The sequence below is a fragment of the Sphingomonas folli genome (genome assembly GCF_019429525.1).
Classification (GTDB): Bacteria; Pseudomonadota; Alphaproteobacteria; order Sphingomonadales; family Sphingomonadaceae; genus Sphingomonas; species Sphingomonas folii.
The window spans coordinates 97,405-120,915 of sequence record NZ_JAHXZL010000013.1; the positions used below are offsets into that span (position 1 = coordinate 97,405).

The following is a 23,511-nucleotide window of genomic DNA, read 5'->3' on the forward strand; positions in this document are numbered from 1 at the left end:
GGAACTCAGGTCTGGCGACGGCGAGGCGAGTATCGCAAGCCTTGGAGGCGTCAATCGCGAACGTACCTGAAATACCAGACCTCGTGCCCCTGGCGTCGCGCCTTGCGCTCGTAGCGCGTCTCGGGCCAGTCGGCGGGGCGCTCGAGGAAGTCCGCGGGCGACGCCGCGGTCCAGCTGAAGTCGCGGCGCTGGTCCATGATCATCATCGCCCAGCGGCAATAGGTCGGGTCGTCGGTGCCCAGCCGGAACTCGGCGCCTGGCCTCAGCTTGCGCGCGATCAGGTCGAGCGGGCCGTGGTTCATCATGCGGCGCTTGGCGTGGCGCGCCTTGGGCCAGGGATCGGGGTGGAGCAGGTAGACCCGGTCGAGCGACCCGTCGGGCAGCCGCTCCACCGCCTCGAGCGCGTCGCCCATGTGGATCCGCACGTTCGCCAGCGCGCGGTCGCGGACATGGCCCAACGCGCCGACCACGCCGTTGAGGAAAGGCTCGCAGCCGATGAAGCCGGTGCCCGGCGCCGCCTCCGCCTGGGCGGCGAGATGCTCGCCCGCGCCGAAGCCGATCTCGAGCTGGAGCGGGCGGTCGTCGCCGAACAGGACGCGCGAGTCGAGCGCGCCGCTCTCGGGCAGCGCCAGCCGCGGTAGCAGTTCCTCCACCAGCGCGGCCTGGCCGGCGCGCAGCGCGTGGCCCTGGCGGCGGCCGTAGAGGCGCCGGATCGTTGTGGGATCGTTCATGCAGCGCCGCCTATCGCCTCGCGCGCCAAAACGGAACGTGGGAAACGGAGGACGATGATGCGGGCGTGGCTGATCGGCGCGGCGGTGGCGGGGCTCACGGCGGGGATGGCGGCGCTGCCGGGCGCGGGCACGGCGCAGCTGCGCGCGCTCGGCGCGGTGTCGATGCAGCGCGTCGACGGCGCGTGGAAGCCGGCCGCCTTCCTGTGCGATTCGACCGATCGCGACTGGGCGATCGCCATGTCCCCGCCCGAGCGCGACGGCCAGGTGACACTCACCAGCTACGCCAAGCCCGGGCTGGCGACACACCGCGCGACGGTGCGCGTCGGCCAGAGCGACGCGGGCATGGGGCATGTCTGGTACACGCTGTCCAACGCCGCCGGGCGCGCGGTCGGCGCGGTGGAGACGGTCAACCCGCAGATGGTCGAACCCGGCGCGACCACGCCGACGGTGGTGTCGCTGCGCTACGGCCCGACCACCAGCCAGTGCCGCTTCGCCGCGCAGACGCGCGTGCTGGGGGTCACCGCCAGGCGCTCGGTCCAGGTCACCGGCGACCCGCGCGGCGGCTATCGCTACCGCAGCTACAACCACGACGCCGAGCTCGGCGCGGTCGACGTCCCCTGGGGCGGGCGCGACACGCGCGCCTCGACGACGATCGACGGCGGCCGCGTGATCGACTCGTCGCGCGAGCGGCGCACCTATCAGTTCGAGCGCGACGGCTTCGTCTATCGCGTGATCGCCTCGCTGGAGCCCGCGCAGGGCGGCGGCGCGGTTCAGGTGTGGCGCGACGGGCGGCTACTGCTGGAGGAGCCCTTCGCGGCCTATACCGCGGCGGGGTGAGCGACGGGGAAGGCCGCGACGTCGCGCAACCCGCGCCCTCCCGCGACCGTTAGCGCCCGCGACGGACAACAGGCGGGAGCGGCGTGATGGGCAAGAAGAAAGCGGTGAAGAAGGCCGCCGCGCGCGAGCATGACGCGCTCGCGCCGGTGCGCGCGCTCGCCGACAGTGCCCCGGTGCGCGCGCTCACCCCGCTCGCCAAGGCGACCGACGAGCCGCCGCTGCTCGCGCTCGGCCTCGGCACGCTCGCGCTCGGCGCGATGCTGCGCCGGCCCGCCATGGCGCGCAGCGGCGCGCGGATGGTGGCCAGCCACCTGCTGGCCACCGGGCTCAAGACGGTGATGAAGGCCAGCGTCGACCGCGCCCGCCCCAACGCCGCCGGCGACCGCCCGACGCTGGAGAAGGGTCACGGCACCGACGACAGCGCGCGCAACGCTTTCCCCTCGGGCCACACCGCGGGCGCGGTGGCGATCGCGGAGGCGGTGCGTCACGAGGCGCCGGGCGCGACCGTGCCGGCGCGACTCGCCGCCGGCGCGGCGGGGGCGCTGCAGGTGACCCGCGGGGCGCATTACGCCAGCGACGTGGTGGCCGGCGCCGCGATCGGCTGGCTCTCCGAGCGGCTGGCGAGCTGGGCGATGGCGGCGGCGGGCGGCGCGGTCTCGCGTCGCACCGAGCGGCGCGCCGAGGCGGAGGCGGAGGCGCATCCGAGCTGAGCTGAGCCAGCCCTCCGCCGCGCGCGCGGGCGCGGCCGGGGCGGACGCCGCGCGCCGGCCCTGCCTGGCTCCTGGATCCCCCCGCGCGCGGCTCGCTCGCGGGACCGCTGCCGCGCGCTCGGTCGCCTCAGCCCGCGCGGAGCGCCAGCGCGCGCTCGAACACTGCCTCGAGCATCGCCGGGGTCAGCCGACCCGTCTGCTGGTTGTAGCGCGAGCAATGATAGCTATCGAGCACCACGCGCCCGTCGGGCAGGCGATGCTCGGCGCCGTGGGCGAAGCGGGCCTTGGGCAGCCGCCCGCCGAGCGCCTTGATCGCCGACTGGTGCGCCAGCTGCCCCAGCGCCACGAACACCCGCGCCGCGGGCAGCGCCGCCGCGCCCGCGGCGAGGAACGGGCGGCACGCGCGCGCCTCCTCGGGGCTGGGCTTGTTCTCGGGCGGCAGGCAGCGCACCGCGTTGAGGATCAACGCGCCGTCGAGCGCCGCCGCCTCCCCGTCCGAACCGGCGACCGCGAGGCCGAGCCGCGCCAGCGTCGCGAACAGCAGCGCGCCCGCGGCGTCGCCGGTGAAGGCGCGGCCGGTGCGGTTGGCGCCGTTCCGCCCCGGGGCGAGCCCGACGATCACCAGCCACGCGCCCGGGTCGCCCAGCGCGGGCACGGGCGCGTTCCACCACTCGGGCTGCTCGGCGCGCAGCCGCTCGCGCAGCGCCACGAGGCGCGGGCAGCGCGGGCAGTCGCGCGGCGGCTCGGTCGCGGCGAGCGGGGAGGGTGCCAAGTCCATCGCGGTGCGATAGGCGCGGCGGCATGGAGCGAGCAAGCGACGCGCAACGCTATCTGATCGGTGTCGGCAGCAACCGACGCGGCCGCCACGGCGCGCCGCGCGCGGAGGTGGCGGCGGCGCTGGCGCTGCTCGGTGGCGCCGCGGCGCCGATCCGCGCCAGCGCCCCGCTCGGTCCCTCGACGCGAACCTTCGCCAACAGCGCCGCGCTGATCGCCAGCGCGGAGCCGCCCGAGGCGCTGCTCGCGCGGCTGAAGGCGATCGAGCGCGCCTTCGGCCGGCGCCGCGGGCGACGCTGGGGCGCGCGCGTGATCGACCTCGACGTGATCCTGTGGTCGGGCGGGCGGTGGCGCTCGCCGCGGCTGGAGATCCCGCACCCGGCCTATCGCGCGCGCGCCTTCGTGCTGGCGCCCGCCGCGGCGCTGGCGCCGCGCTGGCGCGACCCGGCGAGCGGGCGGACGCTGCGCCAGCTCCATGCCCGGTTGACCAAGCCGCGCGCGGTGCCTAGGCCGACGCGCACCGCGTGAGGGTCCGTAGCTCAGTCGGTAGAGCAAGCGACTTTTAATCGAGAGGTCCCGGGTTCGAGCCCCGGCGGACCCACCACGCGGCACCCGCGCCACCGTCCGCCGCTGGGTACGAAGCCGCCGCTGGCGAGCGGCTCCCACAGCGACGACGCGTTTCGCCCGTCGCTCGGTCAGCGAGCGGCCGGCGCGATCGCGGTCCGCAGCGCCGCGAAGAAGGTCTCGGGATCCTCCACCTGCGGCGCGTGGCCCAGCGCATCGAGCCGCACCAGACGCGCGCCGGGGATCCGCGCCACCGCCTGCTCCGCCGCCTGCGGCACGGTGCGGATCGCGGCGCGCGTCGCGGGCGGCGCGGTGCCGGCGCGAAAGGCGGTGAGGTCGCGCTGCCCGATCAGCAGCACGGTGGGGACCGTCAGCCGCGGCAGCTCGGCCGCGACGGGCTGGGTCTGGATCATGTCGGACAGCCGCGCCTGCGCGTCGCGCACCCGGTCGCCGTCCGCCCCGGCATATTGCCCGGCCAGCATCGCCACCCAGCGATCATAGGCGGGGCGCCAGCTGCCGTGATAGTAATTGCGGAGCTGATAGGCCTTGATCGTCGCCGCGCTGGTCTTCGCCTCCTCCGCGCGCAGCGTGCCGAGATCGGCATAAGGCACGCCCTCGGCGAGCGTGTCGTTGAGCCCGAGCGGGTTGACCAGCACCAGGCGCGCGACCCGGTCGGGGAAGAGCAATGCGAAGCGGGCGGCGAGCACGCCGCCGGTGGAATGGCCGACGAGCACCACCCTGCCCGTCCCCGCGCGCTCCAGCAGCGCGCGGGTCAGCGTCGCCATGGCGTGGAAGCTATACTGATAGCCCGCGGGCTTGGACGATTTGCAGAAGCCGATCTGGTCGGGTGCGATCACGCGATATCCCGCCGCGGCGAGCCGCCTCGCGGTGTCGTACCAGGTCGCCGCGCAGAAGTTCTTGCCGTGGAGCAGCACCACGGTCGTGCCGTTGGCCGCCGCGGACGGCGGCACGTCGAGATAGGCCATCCGCACGCGCGATCCCTGCGAGTCGGCGACGAACCAATGCACCGGCGCCGGATAAGCGAAGCGCTCCAGGTCCGCGCCGAGCGCGACGTCGCGCGCGGACGCGCCAGCGGGGACGAGCGCGAGGGCGGGCGCGAGGCAGAGCGCGGCGGCGAGGAAGCGGTGCGACATGATCGGGTGAACCGTCGGACGGTGCGGGATATCCGCGGGAGAGCGGAGGGCGAGCAGACGGCCGTGCTCCGGCGCTCGCCGGCGCGCGGGCGCGCTGCCGGCCGGCCCGCCCGCTAGTCTGGGGTGAGATCCATCCGAGCCGGACCGGGCTCCGGCGCAGGCCGGAGGGCGTCGAGGATCATGGCCTAGCTCGCGCGCTCGTCCCGGAGCAGCGCGGTGGTGATCGCGCGCGCCTCGTCCTCGGTCGGACCCGCGGCGGCGACGCGTCCGGCGCGGCGGTACCAATAGGCGGCGTTGGCGTCGTCACCCTCGAGGCGGTGGAGCCAGGCGTGGACCCAGGCACCCGCGGCGCTCAGGTCATCCTGCGCGATCGCGTGCGCCGCCTCCCACTCGCCGCGCGCGCCATGCCACAGCGCGCGGAGCAGCCCGCCGGCCGCGGGTGGTTGGTCGCGATGGAGGAGCGTGAGCGCGGCGTCGTCGGTCATGGGGCGATCCTGGCGAAGGGCGGCGGCCGTGGCTAGGCCGGTCGATGATCCGATCCTCTGCTACGAGGTGCGCTGGCAAGGCGGTGGATGATCCGCCGCCGCACTACCCACCGCGACACGCGACACTCCTCGGCCGGCCCTTCGCGCCGTCCCCACCTCGCGCGCGCGGGGACGAGCCGGAACGCGGCCGGTCTCACGCGGTGAAGCCCGTCACCGCGCCGCCGGCTCGCCGAACCGCCCCACCGTCTCGCCGCGCGCGAGCACGTGACCGGCGACCGCGGCGAGCAGCTGATCGCGCGTCGCACCGAGCGGCAGCTCGACCTGGCGGTCGAGCGCCAGCACCTGGACGTGATAGGCGTGCGGTCGATCGCCGAGCGGCGGGCGCGGCCCGTACCAGCCGATCGTGCCGCGCGTCGTCATGCCCTGCATCATGCCCTCGAGCGCGCCGCCGGTGAGCCGGTCGCGCTCCTGCAGGCCGGCGGGGAGCGCGCGCGTGCCCGCCGGGATGTTCCATGCCAGCCAGTGCACCACCGGCCGCGCCGCGCCGTCCGGGTCCTCGACCAGGATCGCGTAGCTGGCCGCCCCGGGCACCGCGGCCCAGTGCAGCGCGGGCGAGATGCCGAGGCCATATTCGCTGTGCTCGCGCGGGATCGTGCCCCCCGCGGCGAAGGCGTCGGCCGCGACCGCGATCGGCGCGCCCCGGGCGGCCGTCTCGGGGCGCGCCAGCGCGAGCGGCACGTCCGTGCCGCGCGCCGCTTGCTCGCGCATTGGCCCCGCCGGCGGCGTGAGCGGCGCGGCCCGGCCGGCGGCACCCTCGTAGCTGACGCGGTAGAGGATGCCGTTGGCGTCGTCGGACAGCAGCAGCGAGCCGTCGCGCAGCACCGCCACGCCGCACGGGCGGCCGTACTGGCTGGTGCCGTCGCGGCTCATGAAGCCGCTGACGAAGCTCTCGACGCGCGTCGGCCGCCCGGCGGAGTCGAAGCGCACGCGCGCCAGCTCGTAGCCCGACGCGGGCTTGCGGTTCCAGCTGCCGTGCAGCGCCACGAAGGCGTCGCCGCCGACGTCGGGGCCGAAGCCGCCGCCCGGGTGGAAGGCCCATTGCATGCCCGCCGAGTGCGCGACGTGCATCAGCGTCGGCGCGGTCGAGGCCGCGGCCCAGCGCGCCGCGGTGAGCCCGCCGGGCGGCTCGTCCTGCGGGTTGCGCTGGCCGTCCTCGAACACATAGGGCCAGCCGTAGCGGCGCCCGCGCTCGATCCGGTTGATCTCCTCGCGCTGGAGGTCGTCGCCGAGCCAGTCGATGCCCTGGTCCCAGCCCCATAGCTCGCCGGTGCGCGGGTGCCAGCCGAAGCCGATCGTGTTGCGCAGGCCCGAGGCCCAGACCGAGCGGCGCTTGCCGTCCAGGCTGGCGCGCAGCAGCGTCGCATTCTCCTGGCTCGACTCGTCGCACGCGTTGCAGGTCGAGCCGACGCTGACGTACAGCATCTCGTCGGGGCCCACCGCGAGCGTGCGGTTGAGGTGCTGGCCCGCGTCGGGCAGGTCGTCGATCAGCGTCTCCACCGTGCCGATCGTGCCGTCGGGGCGGAGCGGCGCGCGGAACACCTCGCGCGCGGTCATGAAATAGAGCTGTCCGCCGTGGATCGTCAGCCCGTGCAGCCCGGGACGATTGACGATCACGGTCGGCGGCCCGTCGGCGCGGCCGTCGCCGTCGGCGTCGACGAGGCGGACGATGTCGGCCTCGGAGCGCCGGCTGACGTACACCGCCCCGTCGGGTGCTACCGCGAGCATCCGCGCGTTGCCGAGGTCGCTGGCCCACACGCCGACGCGATAGCCGCGCGGCACGCGCAGCGACGCGGCGAAGTCGGCGCCGGGCTTGCGCGGGGTCAGCTCGTAGAAATGCGCCGCCACGGGTCGCTTGTCATCGTCCTCCGGGCTGCTCTGCGCCGCGGCGGTCAGCGGGAGCAACAGGGCATAAGCGAGCAGCGCGGCCTTCATCGTCGTCTCCTCCACGATGCAGGCATAATGCGCCGCGCGCGCGGCGGCTCCGAGGATAGGGCGGAACGGGCGCGACGCCCGTCGCGCGCGGCCCTTAGGTGAGCCGGCGCGCGCGGGCCGCCGCCGCCCCGCTCAGGCGAGCGCGGCGGGACGGCGCCGCCGCAGCGCGCCGCCGACCAGCGCGAAGCCGGCGATCATCATCGCCCAGGTCGCCGGCTCGGGCACCGCCGCGGTATAGCCGAGCTTGACCAAGTAGGACTGGTTGGGCCCGTCGCCGTCGTCGCTGACGAGATAGATGTTGCCGCCGTCGTCGAGCGTGACGCCCTCGAACTTGCCGCCCTCGTCGGCCGGATCGACCAGCGACTTGAACCCGGACAGGTCGTAGGAACTGACCAGCGCGCCCGCCTTCGTCACCTCGAGCAGCTGGAAGGAGCGGCCGCTGAGCAGCAGCAGGTTGTCGCCGAACGGCGTGCCGGCCAGCGCGCCGTTGTTCAGCACCGCGATGTCGGACAGTCGGTTGAGCCCGAGCGGCGCGGGATCGAACAGCGACGTTACCGTGCCGGCGCCGCGCGCGAAGTCGACGTCGGTGATCTGCCACACCGTCTGCGGCGAGGTTTCCTTGACCCCGTAATAGGTGCCGGTGGTGCGGTCGTAGGCGATGCCTTCCAGCCCGCTGTTGCCCGCGTCGGGGCCGACGCTGACCGTGGGCGCGTCGGGATAGGCGGTGTAGGTGCGGGTGTCGCCGCTCGAGCCGACCTCGCCGATCAGCGCCATGTCCTGGTAGCGCTCCTCGGCGACCGCGTAGCGCCCGCCACCGACATAGGTGAGCCCCTCGGGGTCGCATTGCGCGGAGCCCAGCGACAGGCAGCCGTTGAGGATGATCGTCGCGGTCTTGTTGCCGCTCAGGTCATATTCGCCCCACACGCTGCGGCCGGCGCTGTCCTCCTCGTCGTTGGTGACCATCAGCCGCCGCGTGTCCCAATTATAAGCGACGGCGCTGGCCTCCTGGGTGTCGATCGGCTTGGCGTAGCTCACGCTATACTGGTCGAGCAGGCCGGTCGCCGCGGCCGGGGTCGCCCCGAGCGCGACCGCGGCCATCCCCGCGCACAACAGCATCGTCTTCATCGCGTTCCCCCTCGTATCCGTCACCCGCGCTCCGTCCCTGCGGGAGGCGGACGCGACGGGTCTCGGCCAGCGCGGTGACGGCGTGATGACGAATTCGTTAACCATGAGGCGCACGTGACCGCTTGCCCGGATGATCCGCTGATTTAGCTGAAATACCTTGGTTCTTTTGACCTCACGCGTCGTTGACGAACGCCGGGCCGAACCGGCGATGAGGAGGATCCAAGCGATGGCCGTCAAATTCGCCGGAACGATGAACGCGATCAACCGGGGCCTGGAAGACACCAAGCCCGCCAAGGGTGCGACGATGGTGGAGGATTGGGAGGCCGCGCTGGCCGAGGTGGACACGACCGGCGCCAAGGGCATCCTCCGCGACCTCGCGTCGCTGCGCAAGCAGCTCGAGAAGGACCAGCCCGACGCCGACCGGGTCCACGACCTGCTCCACCGCCTGGGCGCGGCGACGACGAAGATCGCCGACAAGGCGGACAAGCAGCAGGACAAGCTCAAGGCGCTCGGGGCGGCGCTGAGCGAGGCGGGCGAGGAGCAGCCCGACGAGGAGGAGGATGCCGCGGCCGCCGCGGCGCCGAAGCGCGCGCGCACGAAGAAGTGAGCCGCGCGGCGGGCGGGGTGATCGCCCCGCCCGCCGGCACGGGTCGCTTGCCGTCCGCGCCCGGCGGGTTAGAGGCTGATCCCTCTGGTGTGAACCAGCGGGGTCCTTCTGCGGCAGGAGCCCAGAGCCACGTCTCCGACCCTGGCCCCCGGCGTTCGCCGCAGCACGGGTCGATGGAGATGGATCAGATCCTAGGGCGACACCACGGGCGGCGGAGACGATGATGCGCGTGCTGATGGTGGGGCTGGGCGATATCGCCCGAAAGGCCTATCTGCCCGTGCTGTCGTCGCGCGGCGACGTCGAGCTGCACGTCGCCACGCGCGACCCCGCGGTGCGCGCGCAGGTGGCGCGCGATCACCGCCTGACTCACCATCATGCCAGCCTCGACGCGGCGCTCGCCGCCAGCCGGTTCGACGCCGCCTTCGTCCATGCCGCCACGCCCGCGCACCCCGAGCTCGTCGCAGCGCTGCTCGAGCGCGGCGTCCCCACCTTCGTCGACAAGCCGCTCGCCGACACGCTCGCCGCGGCCCAGGCGCTGGTCGAGACCGCGGTGCGCCGCGGCACGCCGCTCGCGGTGGGCTTCAACCGCCGCTTCGCGCCCGATTATGCCGCGCTGCGCGGCCGCGGCGCCAGCCTGATCACGCTGGAGAAGCATCGCCACCGCCAGCCCGACCGCGCCCGCCGCGTGGTATTCGACGACTTCATCCACGTCGTCGACACCCTGCTGTTCCTCGCCCCCGCGCCGGTGCAACGCCAGCTGATCGTGACCCAGGTCGCGGGCGGGCTGCTCCACGCGATCACGCTCACGCTGGCGGGCGAGGGCTTCAGCGCGGTGGGCACGATGCACCGCGACAGCGGGCTCGACGAGGAGCGGCTCGACGTGATCGGCGCGGGCGAGCGCCACAGCGTGCTCGACCTCGCCGAGCGGGTCGATTCCGCCGGCACGCAGGTACGACGCCGGCGCGGCGACTGGACCGCGGTGGCGCGGCAGCGCGGCTTCGACGCGATGTGCGACGACTTCCTCGCCGCCGCGCGCGAGCGCCGCCCGACCGACGCCGCCGCGATCCTACGCACCCACGCGCTCTGCGAGGAGATCGTGCGCGACGCCGAGGCGAAGGGGTGAGTGCGGCGGCCGGCCGGTGGCGAGCCGCACCTCATCTTCCCTGCGATGAGAGGATCGTCGGCGCGGCGCCCGCGATGCGTCCTCGGTCAGGGGGACAGCCATCCAGGCTCACCCGTGCTCCGGCGGACGCCGGAGCCCGGGGCCTCGGGCGTGACGCTCGCGGCTAACTGCTCTTGCGTCCGCGGGAGCACCCCGATGGCTCACACCAGATGGATCAGCCTCTAGCGCCCGTGGTCCTGGACTCCCGCTCGCGCGGGAACGCGCTCGGCCTCAAGCGACGGGGATCATCGTCCAGCTCGGCCAGGCGGGACGCGGCGCCGGCCGCCGCCCCTGCGCCTCACCGCCGGCAGTAATCGGCGTTGTCGGCGCGCTCCACCGCGTTGCCCGCGAGCGCGCCCGCCCCGGCGCCGAGCACCGTGCCCAGCGTGCGGTCGCCGCCCCGGTCGATCGTCCGGCCGAGCAGCCCGCCCGCGATCGCGCCGACGATCGAGCCGGTGGTGCCGCTCTGGCAGCGCCCGCCGGCATAGCGGTAGCGGCGATCGTCGTAGCGCCCGCGGTCCTCGTAGACGCGGCGCGCGTAGCGCTCATCGCCGCGGTCGCGATCCTCGTAGCCATAGGCGGGCTCGCGATTCCAGCCGTCGCGATAGGCCTGGCGATAGGCGCGCGCGTGGTCGCGATAGCCGTCGTCGTCATCGTCTCGCCGGTCATAGCCGCGCGGGTCATAGTCGCGCTCGTACACCTCGCGCTCGTGGTAGCGCTGCGCGTGCGCTGCGCCCGGGGTGAGCGCCGCCGCCGCGAGCGCGACCGATCCCATGGCGACCGAGAATTTCCCCAGCATCGTTCCAGCTCCTGTCCCTCACCCGCCGCGCGCCGATCGGGCCGCGACGAGCTTCGTGATAGAAACCGGCGCTTGAGCGCCGCCTGAATGCCGCGGTTAGCCGCGGTTCAGCCGGCGCTCGCCACCGATCCCGCCTGCTCCGGCCAAATCACTGGCAAGTATCACTTACCTGCCGAGAGCAGGCGATAGGCACTCGCCACCGCCGGATATTGACCGTCGCTCAGCTTACCCGAATAGGCGGCGTTCGAGTTCCAATAAGAGGCATAGACCACCTTGTGCTCGGCGAACCAGGCGAGCGCGAGCGCGACATAGGGCGCGTCCGAGTCGCGGCTGACCCCCCATTCGGCATAAGCGGTCGGCTTGCCGTGGCGCGCGGCGAAGTCCTGGTGCCAGGCGAGGCCGTAGCGCTCCGACACCTTGTAGTTGAACGCGGCGACCGGGTCGGCGGGGTCCCACTCGTGGTTGTAGTAGAAGTCCATGCCGATCAGGTCGACGACGTCGTCGCCGGGATAGCTGTCCTCGGGGTCGGTGCCGAAATCACCGACGTTGGGGGTCCACTCGAAGCGGAACCGGTTCGACACCGCGCGGAAGCTCGCGACGAAGCGGCGGTAGGCGGCGCGATAGTCGGCCTCCTTGCCCTTGGACGCCCAGGGCTGCCAGTCGCCGTTGAACTCCCAGCCGGTGCGCACCGCGATGGTCGAGTCGCCCGGGCTGGCGGCGAGCAGCGTCGCCGCGGCGGCGCGCCAGCGCGGGTCATAGTCGCCCGCGGCCGCGGCGGCGAGCGTGCCGCCCTCGGCGAACAGCGGGATCGACCAGTAATGCGTGCGCGCGACGCCCTTCCAGCGGTCGGCGAGCCAGCCGATCGAGTCCGACCAGTCGGCCCAGCCGGCGCGCCCGCTGAACAGCTGGACGCCGTCGGTCGATCGGCCCAGCCACGCCTCATAGGCGGCAAGGTCGGGCACGTCGTTGCCGACATAAACGACCGACTGGAACGCCGGCGCGGCCGCGACGGCGGTGACGACCGGTGTCGCGCTCGGGCTCGGCGAGGGAGACGGTGAGGCGGTGGACGTGGGAGTCGGCGCCGGTGCGGGGGCGGCGATCGGCGCGGCCGAGGGGGCGACCACCACCGCGGTCGCGGCGCCGGTCTGGCCGCCGCCGCCGCCGCAGCCGGCGAGCAGCAGCGCCGCGGCGAGCGGCGCGAGGGGACGGTGACGGGTCATGGCGGCGCGCGCTCACTCTCGGAGAAAGGGAGCGCCGACTGGTAAAGGAGCTAGGTTGTCATCCGGTTAGCGCCGCCGCGGATCGTGGCGGGCGCTCGCGGGTTGGCGCGGCATGGCACATCGCAAACCGCACCTGCCCGAGAAGATCTGCGCGAGCTGCCACCGCCCGTTCGCGTGGCGCAAGAAATGGGCGCGCGACTGGGAGCAGGTCCGCTACTGCTCCGACCGGTGTCGGGGGGTGGGTGCGCGGGAGGCGTGAGCCGGCGCTGCCTGGGTGAACTGCCCGTCGGATCTGGTCACCCCGGGGCGGGCGGGGATTTAAGTCGGAAGGCGGCAGTGGGGCCCACGCGGTCCGCATCTGGACCCCGGCCTCCGCCAGGGTGACGAAGAAGGAGAGTGGAAGGGGGCAGAACCGTGATCCCGCCCCCACACCATCACGCCAGCGTGCGCACGTTGGGCTCGCGGTCCCAATAGCGCTGCTTGGCGGCGTCGACGAAGCGCTCGAGGTCGGTCACGCCCGCGTCGGGCTCCACCCCTGCCTTGTCGAGCAGCGGCTTCGACTCCGCGTTGTGCCCGATCGCCTTGAGGTGGCCGAAGCCGTCCATCACCCACTGCACCGCGGCGCCCTCCTTCACCAGCTTGGCGCAGGCCTCGGCGGAAAGGATCACCGCGCACGCGTCGACCGTCACCGAGGGCTGGCCGAAGAGCTGCGCGTCGGCGGTCACGGTCGAGCCGTCCGACAGCGGCACCTTGCCGACCTTGGGCGCGATCGTCAGCGGGTGGCCGCCCGCGCCCTTCACCGCCGCGATCAGCGAGTCATACTCCTCGCGATCGGTGCCGTCGGCGAAGAAGATGCCGACGGTGCGGCCCTCCAGCGTGTGCTTCTCGAGCGGTCCGCGCACGATCCGCAGTGCCGGCGACGGCTCCATGTCGAGCACCGGTGCGGCGGTCGGCGATGCCTCGGGCAGGTCCATCGCGAGGCCGTCGGCCACGCGCGTCGCCAGATCCTCGTCGACGTTGCGCAGGTTCGCCAGCACCGCGACTCGGATGTGCGGCAACGACACCTTCGACAGCTCGAAGACCAGCGCCGAGGCGACGTGCGCCTGCTCGGCGGGATCGAGCGAGCGGAAGAACAGCCGCGCCTGGCTGTAATGGTCCGCGAAGCTCTCCGGACGGATGCGCAGCTTCTGGCCCTGCTCCTCGGATGGGAAGGTCTTGTAGCCCTTGTCCGGATCCTCGCGCGCGCCAGCTTGCTCGCCCGCCTTGGCGAGACTGTTCGGCTCGTAGTTCGCGCGTCCCTTGGGCACGGCCATCTGCATGTGACCGTCGCGCTGCTGGTTCATGAACGGGCAGCCCGCCGCCTCGGCGCGACCCTTCGCCGCGTTGATCGGTAGCTGGTGGAAGTTGACGGAGCCGAGCCGCGACAGCTGCGTGTCAGTGTAGCTGAACAGTCGTCCCTGCAGCAGCGGATCGTTGGAGAAGCCGATACCGGGCACGACATGGCTCGGCACGAACGCCGCCTGCTCGGTCTCGGCGAAGAAATTGTCGGGATAGCGATCGAGCACCATCTTGCCGACGATCTTCACCGGCAGCACTTCCTCCGGGATGATTTTCGTCGCGTCGAGCACGTCATACGGCTGACTGTTGGCGAATTCCTCGTCGAACAGCTGCACGCCCAGGTCCCATTCCGGGTAATCGCCGCGCTCGATCCGCTCGAACAGGTCGCGGCGCTGGAAGTCGGGATCGGCACCGGCGATCTTCACCGTCTCGTCCCAGATCGTCGAGGCCAGGCCGGCGCGCGGCTTCCAGTGGAACTTGACGAAGGTCGACTTTCCCTCCTTGTTGATGAACCGGAAGGTGTGGACGCCGAACCCCTCCATGTTCGCGAAGGTGCGCGGCAGCGTGCGGTCCGACATCGCCCACATGATCATGTGGGTCGATTCGGGCATCAGGCCGATGAAGTCCCAGAAGGTGTCGTGCGCTGTGGCGGCCTGCGGATAGCCGCGGTCGGCCTCCATCTTGGCGGCGTGGATCAGGTCCGGGAACTTGATGGCGTCCTGGATGAAGAAGACGGGTATGTTGTTGCCGACCAGATCCCAGTTGCCCTCGCTGGTGTAGAACTTCACCGCGAAGCCGCGCACGTCGCGCGGCGTGTCGACCGAGCCGGCGCCGCCCGCGACGGTCGAGAAACGCGTGAACACCTCCGTGCGCTGGCCCTTCTTCTGGAACAGGTCGGCGACGGTGATGTCGGCGAGGCTCTCGGTGCATTCGAAATAGCCGTGCGCCGCGCTGCCGCGCGCGTGGACGATCCGCTCGGGGATGCGCTCGTGATCGAAGTGGTTGATCTTCTCGCGATAGACCTCGTCCTCCAGCAGCACCGGCCCGCGCGCGCCCGCCTTCAGCTGGTTCTGGTTGTCGCTGATCGGCATGCCGTGATTGGTGGTGAGCACGGGATGGTCGTCGTCGGTCGCCTGGTGCGTCTCGCCGCCGTTGCCGGGGTTGCGCAGGATCGTGTCGGTCATGGAAAGGCCTCGCTTCGATGGCCCGCGGACGCGTGCGGGCGCGGCGGGGTACGAGAGCGAAGCGGCGGGCACGGCCGAACGTTCCCGCCGAAACGCCAGAGAGATCAATTATCTGACGGACCCTGCGCTGGCGCTCAGTCCAGATTGGGTCGCAGCAGCCGTGTCGCCTGCCGCACGTCGACGCCGAGCCGCTGCGCGTAATCGGCGACCTGGTCCTCGCCGATCCGCGCCACGCCGAAATATTCCGCCTGGGCGTGGCCGAAGTAGAAGCCGCTCACCGCCGCGGTCGGCAGCATGGCGTAGCTCTCGGTCAGCTCCAGCCCGACGTTCTTCTCCGCCTCCAGCAGGTCGAACAGGGTGCGCTTGAGGCTGTGCTCGGGGCAGGCGGGATAGCCCGGCGCGGGGCGGATGCCGCGATACTGCTCGCGGATCAGCGCCTCGCCGGTCAGCTGCTCGTCGGGCGCATAGCCCCACAGCTCGGTGCGGACGTGCGCGTGGAGCCGCTCGGCGAACGCCTCCGCCAGCCGATCGGCGAGCGCCTTGAGCAGGATGTCGTTATAGTCGTCGTGGTCGCTCTTGTAGCGCGCGAGATGCGCGTCGATGCCGTGGATGCCGACCGCGAAGCCGCCGATCCAGTCGCCCGCGGGATCGACGAAGTCGGCGAGGCACATGTTGGCGCGGCCCTCGCGCTTGGCGATCTGCTGCCGCAGGAACGGCAGCCGGGTCGAATGCTCGTTGCGACGGTCGAGATCGGGCGTGTGCATCCCCTCGGGCACACTGCCGCCGTCGGGCGAGCGCGTGTCGACGCTGTGGCGGTCGTTCACCCACACGTCGTCGTCGTGGCGGTGGCACGGCCACAGCCCGGCGACGCCGCGCGCGGTCAGCCATCTCTCCGCGACGATCCGATCGAGCATCGCGCGCGCGTCGGCGTAGAGCGAGCGCGCGCTCTCCCCCACCACCGCGTCGTCGAGGATCGCGGGGTAGTTGCCCGCCAGCTCCCAGGCGCGGAAGAAGGGCGTCCAGTCGATATATTCGACGAGGTCGGCGAGGTCCCAGGCGTCGTAGACGTGGACGCCGGGGCGCTTCGCCGGTGGCGCCTTGAGCGCCATGTCCGCCGCGAAGCCGCGTTTGCGCGCCTCCTCCAGCGGCAGCAGCGCGTTGGCGCCCTTGCCCTCGCGCGCGTCGCGCACCGCCTGATAGTCCGCCGCGACGCCCGCGACGAAGCCCTCCGCCTGCGTGTCGGACACCAGCGCGGTGGCGACGCCGACCGCGCGGCTGGCGTCGAGCACGTGCACCACCGGGCCCTTGTAGGCCGGCGCGATGCGCAGCGCGGTGTGGACCTTGGAGGTGGTCGCGCCGCCGATCATCAGCGGCATCGTCATACCCGCGCGCTGCATCTCCTCCGCCACCGTCACCATCTCGTCGAGCGAGGGGGTGATCAGCCCGGAGAGGCCGATCATGTCGGCGTCCTGCTCGCGCGCGGTCTCGAGGATCCTGGACCAGGGCACCATCACGCCGAGGTCGATCACCTCGAAGCCGTTGCACTGGAGCACCACGCCGACGATGTTCTTGCCGATGTCGTGGACGTCGCCCTTGACCGTGGCGATCACCATCCGGCCCTTGCCGCGCTGCTCGGCGCCGCCCGCGGCCTTCTCCGCCTCGATGTACGGCAGCAGGTGCGCCACCGCCTTCTTCATCACGCGCGCGCTCTTCACCACCTGCGGCAGGAACATCTTGCCCGAGCCGAACAGGTCGCCGACCACGTTCATGCCCTGCATCAGGGGGCCCTCGATCACCTCGATCGGCCGGCCGCCGCGCGCCGCGATCTCCGCGCGCGCCTCCTCGGTATCATCGACGACGTGCGCGTCGATCCCCTTGACCAGCGCGTGCTCGAGTCGCTTGACCACGTCCCAGCCGCGCCACTCCTGCGCCGCCTTCTCGGCGACCGCGTCGGTGCCGCGGAAGCGCTCGGCCAGCGCGACCAGCCGCTCGCCCGCCTCGGGGTCGCGGTTGAGGATCACGTCCTCGCAGGCGGTGCGCAGCTCGGGGTCGATCGCGTCGTAGACGTCGAGCTGGCCGGCGTTGACGATCGCCATGTCCATGCCCGCGGGGATGGCGTGGTAGAGGAACACCGAGTGCATCGCGCGGCGCACCGGCTCGTTGCCGCGGAACGAGAAGCTCAGGTTGGAGAGACCGCCCGAGATGTGGACGTGCGGGCAGCGCGCCTTGATCTCGCGGCACGCCGCGATGAAGTCGACCGCGTAATTGTTGTGCTCCTCGATCCCGGTCGCCACCGCGAAGACGTTGGGATCGAAGATGATGTCCTCGGGCGGGAAACCGATGCCGGTGAGCAGCTTGTAGGCCCGCTCGCAGATCTCGACCTTGCGCGCCTGGGTGTCGGCCTGGCCGACCTCGTCGAACGCCATCACCACCACCGCGGCGCCATAGTTGCGGCAGAGGCGGGCGTGGTGGAGGAACTGCTCCTCACCCTCCTTCATGCTGATCGAGTTGACGATCGGCTTGCCCGAGACGCATTTGAGCCCGGCCTCGATCACGCTCCACTTCGAGCTGTCGATCATGATCGGCACGCGCGCGATATCCGGCTCGGCGGCGATCAGCTTGAGGAAGGTGGTCATGGCGTGGTGGGCGTCGAGCAGCCCCTCGTCCATGTTGACGTCGACCACCTGCGCGCCGTTCTCGACCTGCTGGCGCGCGACCTCGACCGCGCGCGTATAGTCGCCCGCCATGATCATCTTCTTGAACGCCGCCGATCCGGTGACGTTGGTGCGCTCGCCGACGTTGACGAAGCGGGTGGCGGAAGCGGTCATCATGTTCTCTCATATCCTCCCCGCTCGCGGGGAGGGGGACGGCGCGCGTCGCGCGGGGTGGAGGGGGCTCTCCGCGTATGCTGGCGCCGGCGGAGAGCCCCCTCCGCGGCGGTCGTCTCGGTGGGGGCGTTCCCTCGCCGGCGCGGCGTGCGTGGCGAGCCCCCTCCACCAGCCTGCGGCTGGTCCCCCTCCCCGCGGGCGGGGAGGATCTGATCACGCCGCCATGGTGAACGGCTCCAGCCCGGCCAGCCGCGTCTGCACCGGCGGCGCGGGGATCGCGCGCGGCGCGACGCCGCGGACGCGCTCGGCGATCGCGGCGATATGCGCCGGGGTCGAGCCGCAGCAGCCACCCAGCACGTTGACCTGCCCCGCCTCGGCCCATTCCGCCACCAGCCCGGCCGTGGTCGCGGGCGCCTCGTCATAGGCACCGAGCTCGTTGGGCAGACCGGCGTTGGGATAGACCATGATCAGCGTGTCGCAGATGCCGCTCAGCGTGCGCACGTGCGGGCGCAGCTGCTCCGCGCCGAACGAGCAGTTGAGCCCGATCGTCAGCGGCCGCGCGTGGCGGATCGCGTGCCAGAAGGCCTCGACCGTGTGCCCCGAGAGGTTGCGCCCGGAGAGGTCGGTCAGCGTCATCGACAGCATGATGGGCAGGTCGCGCCCGAGCGCCTCGCCCGCCTCGATCGCCGCCATCACCCCGGCCTTGGCGTTGAGCGTGTCGAACACCGTCTCGATCAGCACGAAGTCGGCGCCGCCCTCGACCAGCGCGTCGATCTGCTCGCGGTAGACGTCCTTCAGATAGTCGAAGTCGATCTCGCGATAGCCGGGATCGTTGACGTCGGGGCTGAGCGACAGCGTCTTGTTGGTCGGCCCGATCGCGCCGGCGACGAAGCGCGGGCGGCCATCCTTCGCCTGGAACTCGTCGGCGAGGCGGCGCGCCAGCCGCGCGCTCTCGACGTTGATCTCGCGCACCAGCCCCTCGGCGCCATAGTCGGCCTGGCTGATACGGTTGGCCGAGAAGGTGTTGGTCTCGGCGATGTCCGCGCCCGCCGTGAAATAGGCGCGGTGGATCGACTCGGGCACCTCGGGCTTGGTCAGCGCGAGGATGTCGTTGTTGCCCTTCTGGTCGTGGCCCAGCGTCAGCGCGCCGGCATAGTCCGCCTCGGAGAGCTTCCAGTTCTGGATCTCGGTGCCGAAGGCGCCGTCGGTGATCAGGATCCGCTTCGCCGCCTCGGCGAGGAAGGTGTCACGTGGGGTCATCTCAATCTCCGATCCTCCCCGCACGGCGGGGAGGGGGACCAGCCGAGGGCTGGTGGAGGGGGCTCTCCACCAGCGGTACATCCGGAGGAGAGCCCCCTCCACCACTCGCTGCGCGAGCGGCCCCCCTCCCCGCCACGCGGGGAGGATCTATTTCAAGCTGCCGCTGCCGCTCGCCGAGGCGCCGCCCGCACCCCCAGCAGATGGCAGATCGCGTAGCTCAGCTCGGCGCGGTTCATCGTGTAGAAGTGGAGCTGCTTGACCCCGCCGGCGTAGAGCTTGCGGCACAGCTCGGCCGCCACCGTCGCCGCCACCAGCTGGCGCGCGGCGGGCAGGTCGTCGAGCCCCTCGAACAGGCGCACCAGCCAGCCCGGCACGTCGGTGCGGCACATCGCCGCCATCCGCTGCACGCCCGCGAAGCTGCCGATCGGCATGATGCCGGGGACGATCTCGGCGTCGATCCCGGCCGCCGCCGCCGCGTCGCGGTAGCGGAAGAAGGTCTCCGCCTCGAAGAAGAACTGCGTGATCGCGCGGTGGGCGCCGGCGTCGAGCTTGCGCCGGAGATTGTCGAGGTCACCCGCGAGATCGGCCGAGCTGGGATGGCACTCCGGGTAGGCCGCCACCGAGATCTCGAACGGGTGCAGCCGGCGCAGCCCCGCCACCAGCGCGGCGGCGTTCTCATAGCCGCCCGGGTGCGGCGCATAGTCCGCCGCGCCCGCCGGCGGGTCGCCGCGCAGCGCGACGATGTGGCGCACCCCGGCGGCCCAATATTCCCGCGCGACCGCGTCGATCTCCTCGCGCGTCGCCTCGACGCAGGTGAGATGCGCCGCGGCGGGCACGTCGGTCTCGCGCGCGATCCGCGCCACGGTGGCGTGGGTGCGATCGCGCGTCGACCCGCCCGCGCCGTAGGTGACCGAGAGGAAGCGCGGCCCGAGCGGGCAGAGCGTCTCGATCGACTGCCACAGCATCTCCTCCGCCTTCTCGCTCTTGGGCGGCGAGAACTCGAAGCTGACGTCGACGTCGCCGCCGACGTCGGCGTAGAGCGGCGCGTCCAGCGCGCGGCGCGCCTCCTCGAGCTGGTTGACCGAGAATGTCATGCCGCCTTCACCTCTCGCCACGGCTCGCCGGCCTTCCGGCCGAGCCACAATTTCACCGTCAGCTCGCCGCCCTCGAGCGTCTCGATCCGCGTCGGCAGCAGCCCCGCCGCGGCGAACCAGCGCTCGATCTGCGCGTCCGCGAAGCCCAGCCGCGTGTGCGCGTCGCGCGCGCGCAGCTCCTCGCGGTCGTGCGGCGCGAAGTCAGCGATCAGCAGCCGCCCGCCCGGTGCCAGCACGCGCGCCGCCTCGCCGATCGCGGCGCCGGGCTGCTGCGCGAAATGCAGCACATGGTGCAGGATCGCCACGTCCGCCGCGCCGTCGCCGAGCGGCAGCGCGTACAGATCGGCCTGGCGCAGCTCGGCGTTGGCGAGCCCGCGCTCGCCCAGCTTGGCGCGCGCCAGCCGCAGCATCTCGCTGCTCTTGTCGATGCCGAGCGCGTGGCTGGCGCTCGGCGCGAACAGCTCGATCATCCGGCCCGTGCCGGTGCCGATGTCGATCAGCCGGCCGAGCGGCGCGTCGGCGAGCACGTCGCGCATCGCCGCCTCGACCTGTTCCTCGGCGACGTGGAGCGAACGGATCGCGTCCCACTGGGCGGCATTGGCCTCGAACCAGCCCGCGGCCGCGGCGGCGCGGTCGGCGCGCACCGCGGCGAGGCGCGCGAGATCGGCGGCGGCCTCGTCGGTGACGCCGAGCGAGTCGAGCGCGGCGAGCACGGGCGCGAGCCGCCGCCGGTCGCCGAGCGCGACGAACACCCAGCTGCCCTCCTTGCGCCGCTCGGCCAGTCCGGCGTCGCACAGGATCTTGACGTGGCGCGACACGCGCGGCTGGCTCTGCCCCAGCACCTGCGCCAGCTCGCCGACCGACAGCTCCATCGCGCCGAGCAGCGCGACGATGCGCAGCCGCGACGAGTCGGCGAGCGCGCTGAAGATGGCGAGGGCGTGCTTCATCGGACGAGTAGATATAAAGATATCTTTATATGAGGTCAAACGATGGATCGCGGGTATGGAACCTCGATCCTCCCCTGCGAGGCGAGGGGGACCGGCCGAAAGGTGGAGGGGTCAACCGGCCGCATGTGCCGGTAGGTCCACCACCGGCGGCACCCCTTCATCAGCCCTCCGGGCTGCCATCTCCCCTCGCGGGGCGGGGATCGGGGAGGCGCCACCTCCGTCTTGAACCTTTCGCCCCGCTGCCGCGTTCGCCAGCAACCCCCGGCTATTGTGCCGGCGTAACGAACAGGGGAGAAGAATCCATGAAGCGTATGCTGATCGCCGCCCTCGTCGCCACCTCCGCGATGGGCCTCGCCGCTTGCAGCCAGAAGGCGCAGGACCAGTCCGCTGCGGCGGCGAACACGATGGCCGCCGACACCGCCGCCACCACGTCGAACGCGGTCGACGACGTCGACGCCGCGACCGATCGCGCGCTCAACTCGGCCGAGAACAGCCTCGACCGCACCGGCGCCGCGCTGAGCAACGCGGGTGACCGCACCGGCGACGCGCTGAGCAACACCGGCGACCGCGCCGCCGACGCCACCGGCAACGCGATGGTGCGCGCGGGCGAGAAGCTGCGCGACAAGTGAGCCTGACCGATCCCGCCGCCGCGCCGACGCGCGCGGCGGCGGTCGCCTGTCCGGGATGTAGCGCATGACCGATCTCCGCCGCCTCGGCGCCTCCGACCTCAAGATCGCGCCGCTCGTGCTCGGCGGGAACGTGTTCGGCTGGACCGCCGACCGGACCGCCAGCCACGCGGTGCTCGACGCCTTCGTCGCGGGCGGCGGCACGATGATCGACACCGCCGACGTCTATTCCGCCTGGGTCGATGGCCACGACGGCGGCGAGTCGGAGGCGATGATCGGCGACTGGCTGCGCGCGAGCGGCCGGCGCGACCAGGTGCTGATCGCCACCAAGGTCGGCATGCAGCCCGGCGAGGGAGGCGAGGCGCTCGCCCCCGCGCGGATCGCGGCGGCGTGCGAGGCGTCGCTGCGCCGGCTCGGCACCGACCGGATCGACCTCTATTTCGCGCATCGCGACGATGAGGCGCAGCCGCAGGAGGCGGTGGCCGAGGCGTTCGCGCGGCTGGTCGCGGCGGGCAAGGTGCGCGTGCTCGGCGCCTCCAACTTCCACGCGGGCCGGCTGAAATCGGCGGTGGAGACGGCGCGCGCCGCCGGCCTGCCGCACTATCAGGTGCTCCAGCCCGAATATAATCTCGTGACGCGCCACCGGTTCGAGGGCGAGCTGCAGGACTATTGCGTCACCGAGAATATCGGCGTCGTGCCCTATTCCGCGCTGGCGTCGGGCTTCCTCACCGGCAAGTACCGCGATCGCGGCGATCTGACGAAGAGCGTGCGCGGCGCGCGCGTCGCCGAGTGGCTCGAGGGCCGCGGCGCGGCGGTCCTCGCGGCGCTCGACTCGGTCGCGGACGAGAGCGGCGCGACCCCCGCGCAGGTCGCGCTGGCGTGGCTGATCGCGCAGCCCGGCGTCACCGCGCCGATCGCGAGCGCCACCTCGGCGACGCAGGTCGAGGAGCTGCTCGGCGCGATGGCGCTGACGCTCTCGCCCGAGCAGCTCGGGCGGCTGACCGACGCGGGCGCCTGACCCGTCGCGCGCGTCTCGCCCGTCGCGCGCGTCTCGCCCGTCGCGCGCGTCTGACCCGCCGTGGCGGGCGCTCAGACGGACGCGACGCGCTCGCGCGGATCGGCGCCGAACCGATTGGGGCCGGCGTCACCCGGCTTCAACGCGAACAGCAGGTCGACGAGGGCGCCCACGAGCGGGACGATCATGACGAGCAGCCACCAGCCGGACAGACCGATGTCATGGACCCGCCGCACCTTGACCGCGAGCCCCGGCACCAGGAGCGCGAGCGCCACGGGCAGGCAGGGGGTCACGACTCGGGCATCGTCCGGGTCGACCCGGAGCACGCTCGCGATCGCCGCCGCGGCGGCCACGGTGGCCAGCAGCGTCGCCAGCGCGACCGCCGCGAACGTCCAATATTCGCGCCGCGTGGATCTCCCGCGAAAGTCCGCGTAGCGGCGGAAAACGGTCGCGCGATAGGAGCAGGTAACACTCTATCCCCCGTGTCTCAGGCCGGCCTAGGCGGGCAGTCGCGCATGCTCGGTGAGGTCGTAGATCGCGACCTCGCCGACGGCGGACGCGACGGGGGCGGTCGACGGTCGATCGCACGACGTCGCATCGCCCGCTCGCCTCGCCCCGCGTCCCAGCGCCAGCAGCACCGCCAGCGCGACCCCGCCGAACGGCAGCGCCAGCAGCAGCAGCCAGCGCGGCGAGAGGCGCAGGTCGCGCAGCCGGCGCGCGCTCACCGCCAGGCTCGGCACCAGCAGGAGCGGCAGCGCCAGCAGCGGCGCGAGCATGATCGCGAACAGCAACAGCGCGGCGGCGTTGCTCTCGCCCAGGCCGAGCGCCGCGATGAGCCAGGCGAGCGCATCCTCCGCCAGCCGCGACAGCACGGCCACCGCCGCCAGCACGCCCGCCGCGCCGAGATGGAAGCACCAAAAATCGCGCCGCGTCGCGCGTCCGTCGAAGTCGGCGTACAGCCGCCACGGTCGGATCCAGTCGTCCACTCGCACCCCCCGCCCGCCACGCGGCGGGTCACGGGCGCATCATAGGAGGCTCGCACGATGGAGCGTGCCGCGC

General features: G+C 72.5%; 22 protein-coding genes, 1 tRNA gene and 1 pseudogene. 9 read left to right on the forward strand and 15 right to left on the reverse strand.

The genetic code is table 11. The annotated features are described in order from the left end of the window. Positions 1–50: 50 nt before the first annotated feature. Positions 51–731, reverse strand: coding sequence for a tRNA (guanine(46)-N(7))-methyltransferase TrmB (gene trmB / locus KZ813_RS17960; RefSeq protein WP_219756365.1), 681 nt, complete (start codon positions 729–731; stop codon positions 51–53). A gap of 57 nt (positions 732–788) precedes the next feature. Here trmB and KZ813_RS17965 point away from each other — a divergent pair, with 57 nt between their 5' ends. Continuing rightward, positions 789–1,568, forward strand: coding sequence for a hypothetical protein (locus tag KZ813_RS17965; protein WP_219756366.1), 780 nt, complete (start codon positions 789–791; stop codon positions 1,566–1,568). A gap of 86 nt (positions 1,569–1,654) precedes the next feature. Further along, positions 1,655–2,278 carry a phosphatase PAP2 family protein gene (locus KZ813_RS17970; protein ID WP_219756367.1) on the forward strand — a complete coding sequence of 208 codons (624 nt, stop codon included), beginning with the start codon at positions 1,655–1,657 and terminating at the stop codon, positions 2,276–2,278. Positions 2,279–2,405: 127 nt separating this feature from the next. Here KZ813_RS17970 and KZ813_RS17975 read toward each other — a convergent pair whose 3' ends face one another. Then, positions 2,406–3,056 (reverse strand): uracil-DNA glycosylase, encoded by a 651-nt coding sequence (locus KZ813_RS17975; protein ID WP_219756368.1) that lies wholly within the window; start codon positions 3,054–3,056, stop codon positions 2,406–2,408. Positions 3,057–3,079: 23 nt separating this feature from the next. On the opposite strand from KZ813_RS17975, the gene folK reads away from it, so the two are divergent. Together folK and KZ813_RS17985 are read left to right on the forward strand one after the other, a co-directional pair. Then, positions 3,080–3,580: a 2-amino-4-hydroxy-6-hydroxymethyldihydropteridine diphosphokinase gene (gene folK / locus KZ813_RS17980; RefSeq protein ID WP_219756369.1), complete on the forward strand. Its 501-nt coding sequence runs from the start codon at positions 3,080–3,082 to the stop codon at positions 3,578–3,580. Continuing rightward, positions 3,581–3,656: transfer RNA gene (locus KZ813_RS17985), tRNA-Lys, on the forward strand. Between the two features lie 91 nt (positions 3,657–3,747). Here the strand turns inward: KZ813_RS17985 and KZ813_RS17990 are convergent. From KZ813_RS17990 to KZ813_RS18005, 4 genes are all read right to left on the reverse strand, one after another. Next, positions 3,748–4,770, reverse strand: coding sequence for an alpha/beta fold hydrolase (locus KZ813_RS17990; protein ID WP_219756370.1), 1,023 nt, complete (start codon positions 4,768–4,770; stop codon positions 3,748–3,750). A gap of 185 nt (positions 4,771–4,955) precedes the next feature. After that, a complete protein-coding gene (locus tag KZ813_RS17995; RefSeq protein WP_219756371.1) occupies positions 4,956–5,255 on the reverse strand; it encodes a hypothetical protein in 300 nt (99 codons plus the stop codon). Positions 5,256–5,465: 210 nt separating this feature from the next. Beyond that, a complete protein-coding gene (locus KZ813_RS18000) occupies positions 5,466–7,247 on the reverse strand; it encodes a YbhB/YbcL family Raf kinase inhibitor-like protein (protein ID WP_219756372.1) in 1,782 nt (593 codons plus the stop codon). A gap of 132 nt (positions 7,248–7,379) precedes the next feature. After that, a complete protein-coding gene (locus KZ813_RS18005) occupies positions 7,380–8,477 on the reverse strand; it encodes an SdiA-regulated domain-containing protein (RefSeq protein WP_373369292.1) in 1,098 nt (365 codons plus the stop codon). 121 nt (positions 8,478–8,598) lie between these two features. Between KZ813_RS18005 and KZ813_RS18010 the strand changes: the two genes are divergently transcribed. Both KZ813_RS18010 and KZ813_RS18015 read left to right on the forward strand, forming a co-directional pair. Next, positions 8,599–8,979, forward strand: coding sequence for a hypothetical protein (locus KZ813_RS18010; RefSeq protein WP_219756374.1), 381 nt, complete (start codon positions 8,599–8,601; stop codon positions 8,977–8,979). Between the two features lie 223 nt (positions 8,980–9,202). After that, the gene (locus KZ813_RS18015; RefSeq protein ID WP_219756375.1) at positions 9,203–10,102 is read left to right on the forward strand and encodes a Gfo/Idh/MocA family protein; all 900 of its coding nucleotides are present in this window, start codon (positions 9,203–9,205) and stop codon (positions 10,100–10,102) included. Positions 10,103–10,439: 337 nt separating this feature from the next. On the opposite strand, the gene KZ813_RS18020 is transcribed toward KZ813_RS18015, so the two are convergent. Together KZ813_RS18020 and KZ813_RS18025 are read right to left on the reverse strand one after the other, a co-directional pair. After that, the gene (locus tag KZ813_RS18020) at positions 10,440–10,940 is read right to left on the reverse strand and encodes a glycine zipper 2TM domain-containing protein (RefSeq protein WP_219756376.1); all 501 of its coding nucleotides are present in this window, start codon (positions 10,938–10,940) and stop codon (positions 10,440–10,442) included. A gap of 161 nt (positions 10,941–11,101) precedes the next feature. Next, positions 11,102–12,160, reverse strand: coding sequence for a glycosyl hydrolase (locus tag KZ813_RS18025; protein ID WP_219756377.1), 1,059 nt, complete (start codon positions 12,158–12,160; stop codon positions 11,102–11,104). Between the two features lie 112 nt (positions 12,161–12,272). On the opposite strand from KZ813_RS18025, the gene KZ813_RS18030 reads away from it, so the two are divergent. After that, complete coding sequence (locus KZ813_RS18030) at positions 12,273–12,419, forward strand: DUF2256 domain-containing protein (protein ID WP_183921959.1); 147 nt, start codon at positions 12,273–12,275, stop codon at positions 12,417–12,419. 175 nt (positions 12,420–12,594) lie between these two features. On the opposite strand, the gene KZ813_RS18035 is transcribed toward KZ813_RS18030, so the two are convergent. The 5 genes from KZ813_RS18035 to KZ813_RS18055 form a co-directional block, all read right to left on the reverse strand. Then, positions 12,595–14,682 carry a catalase gene (locus KZ813_RS18035; RefSeq protein ID WP_219756378.1) on the reverse strand — a complete coding sequence of 696 codons (2,088 nt, stop codon included), beginning with the start codon at positions 14,680–14,682 and terminating at the stop codon, positions 12,595–12,597. A gap of 134 nt (positions 14,683–14,816) precedes the next feature. Beyond that, positions 14,817–17,510, reverse strand: a complete 2,694-nt coding sequence (metH, locus tag KZ813_RS18040; protein ID WP_219756440.1) for a methionine synthase — start codon at positions 17,508–17,510, stop codon at positions 14,817–14,819. A gap of 213 nt (positions 17,511–17,723) precedes the next feature. Then, the gene (locus KZ813_RS18045) at positions 17,724–18,770 is read right to left on the reverse strand and encodes a homocysteine S-methyltransferase family protein (RefSeq protein WP_219756379.1); all 1,047 of its coding nucleotides are present in this window, start codon (positions 18,768–18,770) and stop codon (positions 17,724–17,726) included. Positions 18,771–18,922: 152 nt separating this feature from the next. Continuing rightward, positions 18,923–19,864 carry a methylenetetrahydrofolate reductase [NAD(P)H] gene (gene metF, locus KZ813_RS18050; protein ID WP_219756380.1) on the reverse strand — a complete coding sequence of 314 codons (942 nt, stop codon included), beginning with the start codon at positions 19,862–19,864 and terminating at the stop codon, positions 18,923–18,925. After that, positions 19,861–20,811, reverse strand: coding sequence for an ArsR/SmtB family transcription factor (locus tag KZ813_RS18055; protein WP_219756381.1), 951 nt, complete (start codon positions 20,809–20,811; stop codon positions 19,861–19,863). Before KZ813_RS18055 ends, metF begins: the two co-directional genes overlap by 4 nt. A 302-nt stretch (positions 20,812–21,113) precedes the next feature. Here KZ813_RS18055 and KZ813_RS18060 point away from each other — a divergent pair, with 302 nt between their 5' ends. Both KZ813_RS18060 and KZ813_RS18065 read left to right on the forward strand, forming a co-directional pair. Further along, complete coding sequence (locus KZ813_RS18060) at positions 21,114–21,440, forward strand: hypothetical protein (RefSeq protein ID WP_219756382.1); 327 nt, start codon at positions 21,114–21,116, stop codon at positions 21,438–21,440. 64 nt (positions 21,441–21,504) lie between these two features. Next, positions 21,505–22,455 carry an aldo/keto reductase gene (locus tag KZ813_RS18065; protein WP_219756383.1) on the forward strand — a complete coding sequence of 317 codons (951 nt, stop codon included), beginning with the start codon at positions 21,505–21,507 and terminating at the stop codon, positions 22,453–22,455. Between the two features lie 71 nt (positions 22,456–22,526). On the opposite strand, the pseudogene KZ813_RS18070 reads toward KZ813_RS18065, so the two are convergent. Both KZ813_RS18070 and KZ813_RS18075 read right to left on the reverse strand, forming a co-directional pair. After that, a pseudogene (locus KZ813_RS18070) lies at positions 22,527–22,874 on the reverse strand (DUF805 domain-containing protein); the annotation flags it as partial. A gap of 75 nt (positions 22,875–22,949) precedes the next feature. Then, on the reverse strand, positions 22,950–23,438 hold the full coding sequence (locus KZ813_RS18075; protein ID WP_219756384.1) for a DUF805 domain-containing protein: 489 nt from the start codon (positions 23,436–23,438) through the stop codon (positions 22,950–22,952). Positions 23,439–23,511: the final 73 nt, after the last annotated feature.

Excerpts from the sequence above, each read along its gene's own strand:
- trmB (WP_219756365.1), bottom strand. The coding sequence starts at position 731 with ATGAACGATCCCACAACGATCCGGCGCCTCTACGGCCGCCGCCAGGGC.
- KZ813_RS17965 (WP_219756366.1), top strand. The coding sequence starts at position 789 with ATGCGGGCGTGGCTGATCGGCGCGGCGGTGGCGGGGCTCACGGCGGGG.
- KZ813_RS17970 (WP_219756367.1), top strand. The coding sequence starts at position 1,655 with ATGGGCAAGAAGAAAGCGGTGAAGAAGGCCGCCGCGCGCGAGCATGAC.
- KZ813_RS17975 (WP_219756368.1), bottom strand. The coding sequence starts at position 3,056 with ATGGACTTGGCACCCTCCCCGCTCGCCGCGACCGAGCCGCCGCGCGAC.
- folK (WP_219756369.1), top strand. The coding sequence starts at position 3,080 with ATGGAGCGAGCAAGCGACGCGCAACGCTATCTGATCGGTGTCGGCAGC.
- KZ813_RS17990 (WP_219756370.1), bottom strand. The coding sequence starts at position 4,770 with ATGTCGCACCGCTTCCTCGCCGCCGCGCTCTGCCTCGCGCCCGCCCTC.
- KZ813_RS17995 (WP_219756371.1), bottom strand. The coding sequence starts at position 5,255 with ATGACCGACGACGCCGCGCTCACGCTCCTCCATCGCGACCAACCACCC.
- KZ813_RS18000 (WP_219756372.1), bottom strand. The coding sequence starts at position 7,247 with ATGAAGGCCGCGCTGCTCGCTTATGCCCTGTTGCTCCCGCTGACCGCC.
- KZ813_RS18005 (WP_373369292.1), bottom strand. The coding sequence starts at position 8,477 with ATGGTTAACGAATTCGTCATCACGCCGTCACCGCGCTGGCCGAGACCC.
- KZ813_RS18010 (WP_219756374.1), top strand. The coding sequence starts at position 8,599 with ATGGCCGTCAAATTCGCCGGAACGATGAACGCGATCAACCGGGGCCTG.
- KZ813_RS18015 (WP_219756375.1), top strand. The coding sequence starts at position 9,203 with ATGCGCGTGCTGATGGTGGGGCTGGGCGATATCGCCCGAAAGGCCTAT.
- KZ813_RS18020 (WP_219756376.1), bottom strand. The coding sequence starts at position 10,940 with ATGCTGGGGAAATTCTCGGTCGCCATGGGATCGGTCGCGCTCGCGGCG.
- KZ813_RS18025 (WP_219756377.1), bottom strand. The coding sequence starts at position 12,160 with ATGACCCGTCACCGTCCCCTCGCGCCGCTCGCCGCGGCGCTGCTGCTC.
- KZ813_RS18030 (WP_183921959.1), top strand. The coding sequence starts at position 12,273 with ATGGCACATCGCAAACCGCACCTGCCCGAGAAGATCTGCGCGAGCTGC.
- KZ813_RS18035 (WP_219756378.1), bottom strand. The coding sequence starts at position 14,682 with ATGACCGACACGATCCTGCGCAACCCCGGCAACGGCGGCGAGACGCAC.
- metH (WP_219756440.1), bottom strand. The coding sequence starts at position 17,510 with ATGACCGCTTCCGCCACCCGCTTCGTCAACGTCGGCGAGCGCACCAAC.
- KZ813_RS18045 (WP_219756379.1), bottom strand. The coding sequence starts at position 18,770 with ATGACCCCACGTGACACCTTCCTCGCCGAGGCGGCGAAGCGGATCCTG.
- metF (WP_219756380.1), bottom strand. The coding sequence starts at position 19,864 with ATGACATTCTCGGTCAACCAGCTCGAGGAGGCGCGCCGCGCGCTGGAC.
- KZ813_RS18055 (WP_219756381.1), bottom strand. The coding sequence starts at position 20,811 with ATGAAGCACGCCCTCGCCATCTTCAGCGCGCTCGCCGACTCGTCGCGG.
- KZ813_RS18060 (WP_219756382.1), top strand. The coding sequence starts at position 21,114 with ATGAAGCGTATGCTGATCGCCGCCCTCGTCGCCACCTCCGCGATGGGC.
- KZ813_RS18065 (WP_219756383.1), top strand. The coding sequence starts at position 21,505 with ATGACCGATCTCCGCCGCCTCGGCGCCTCCGACCTCAAGATCGCGCCG.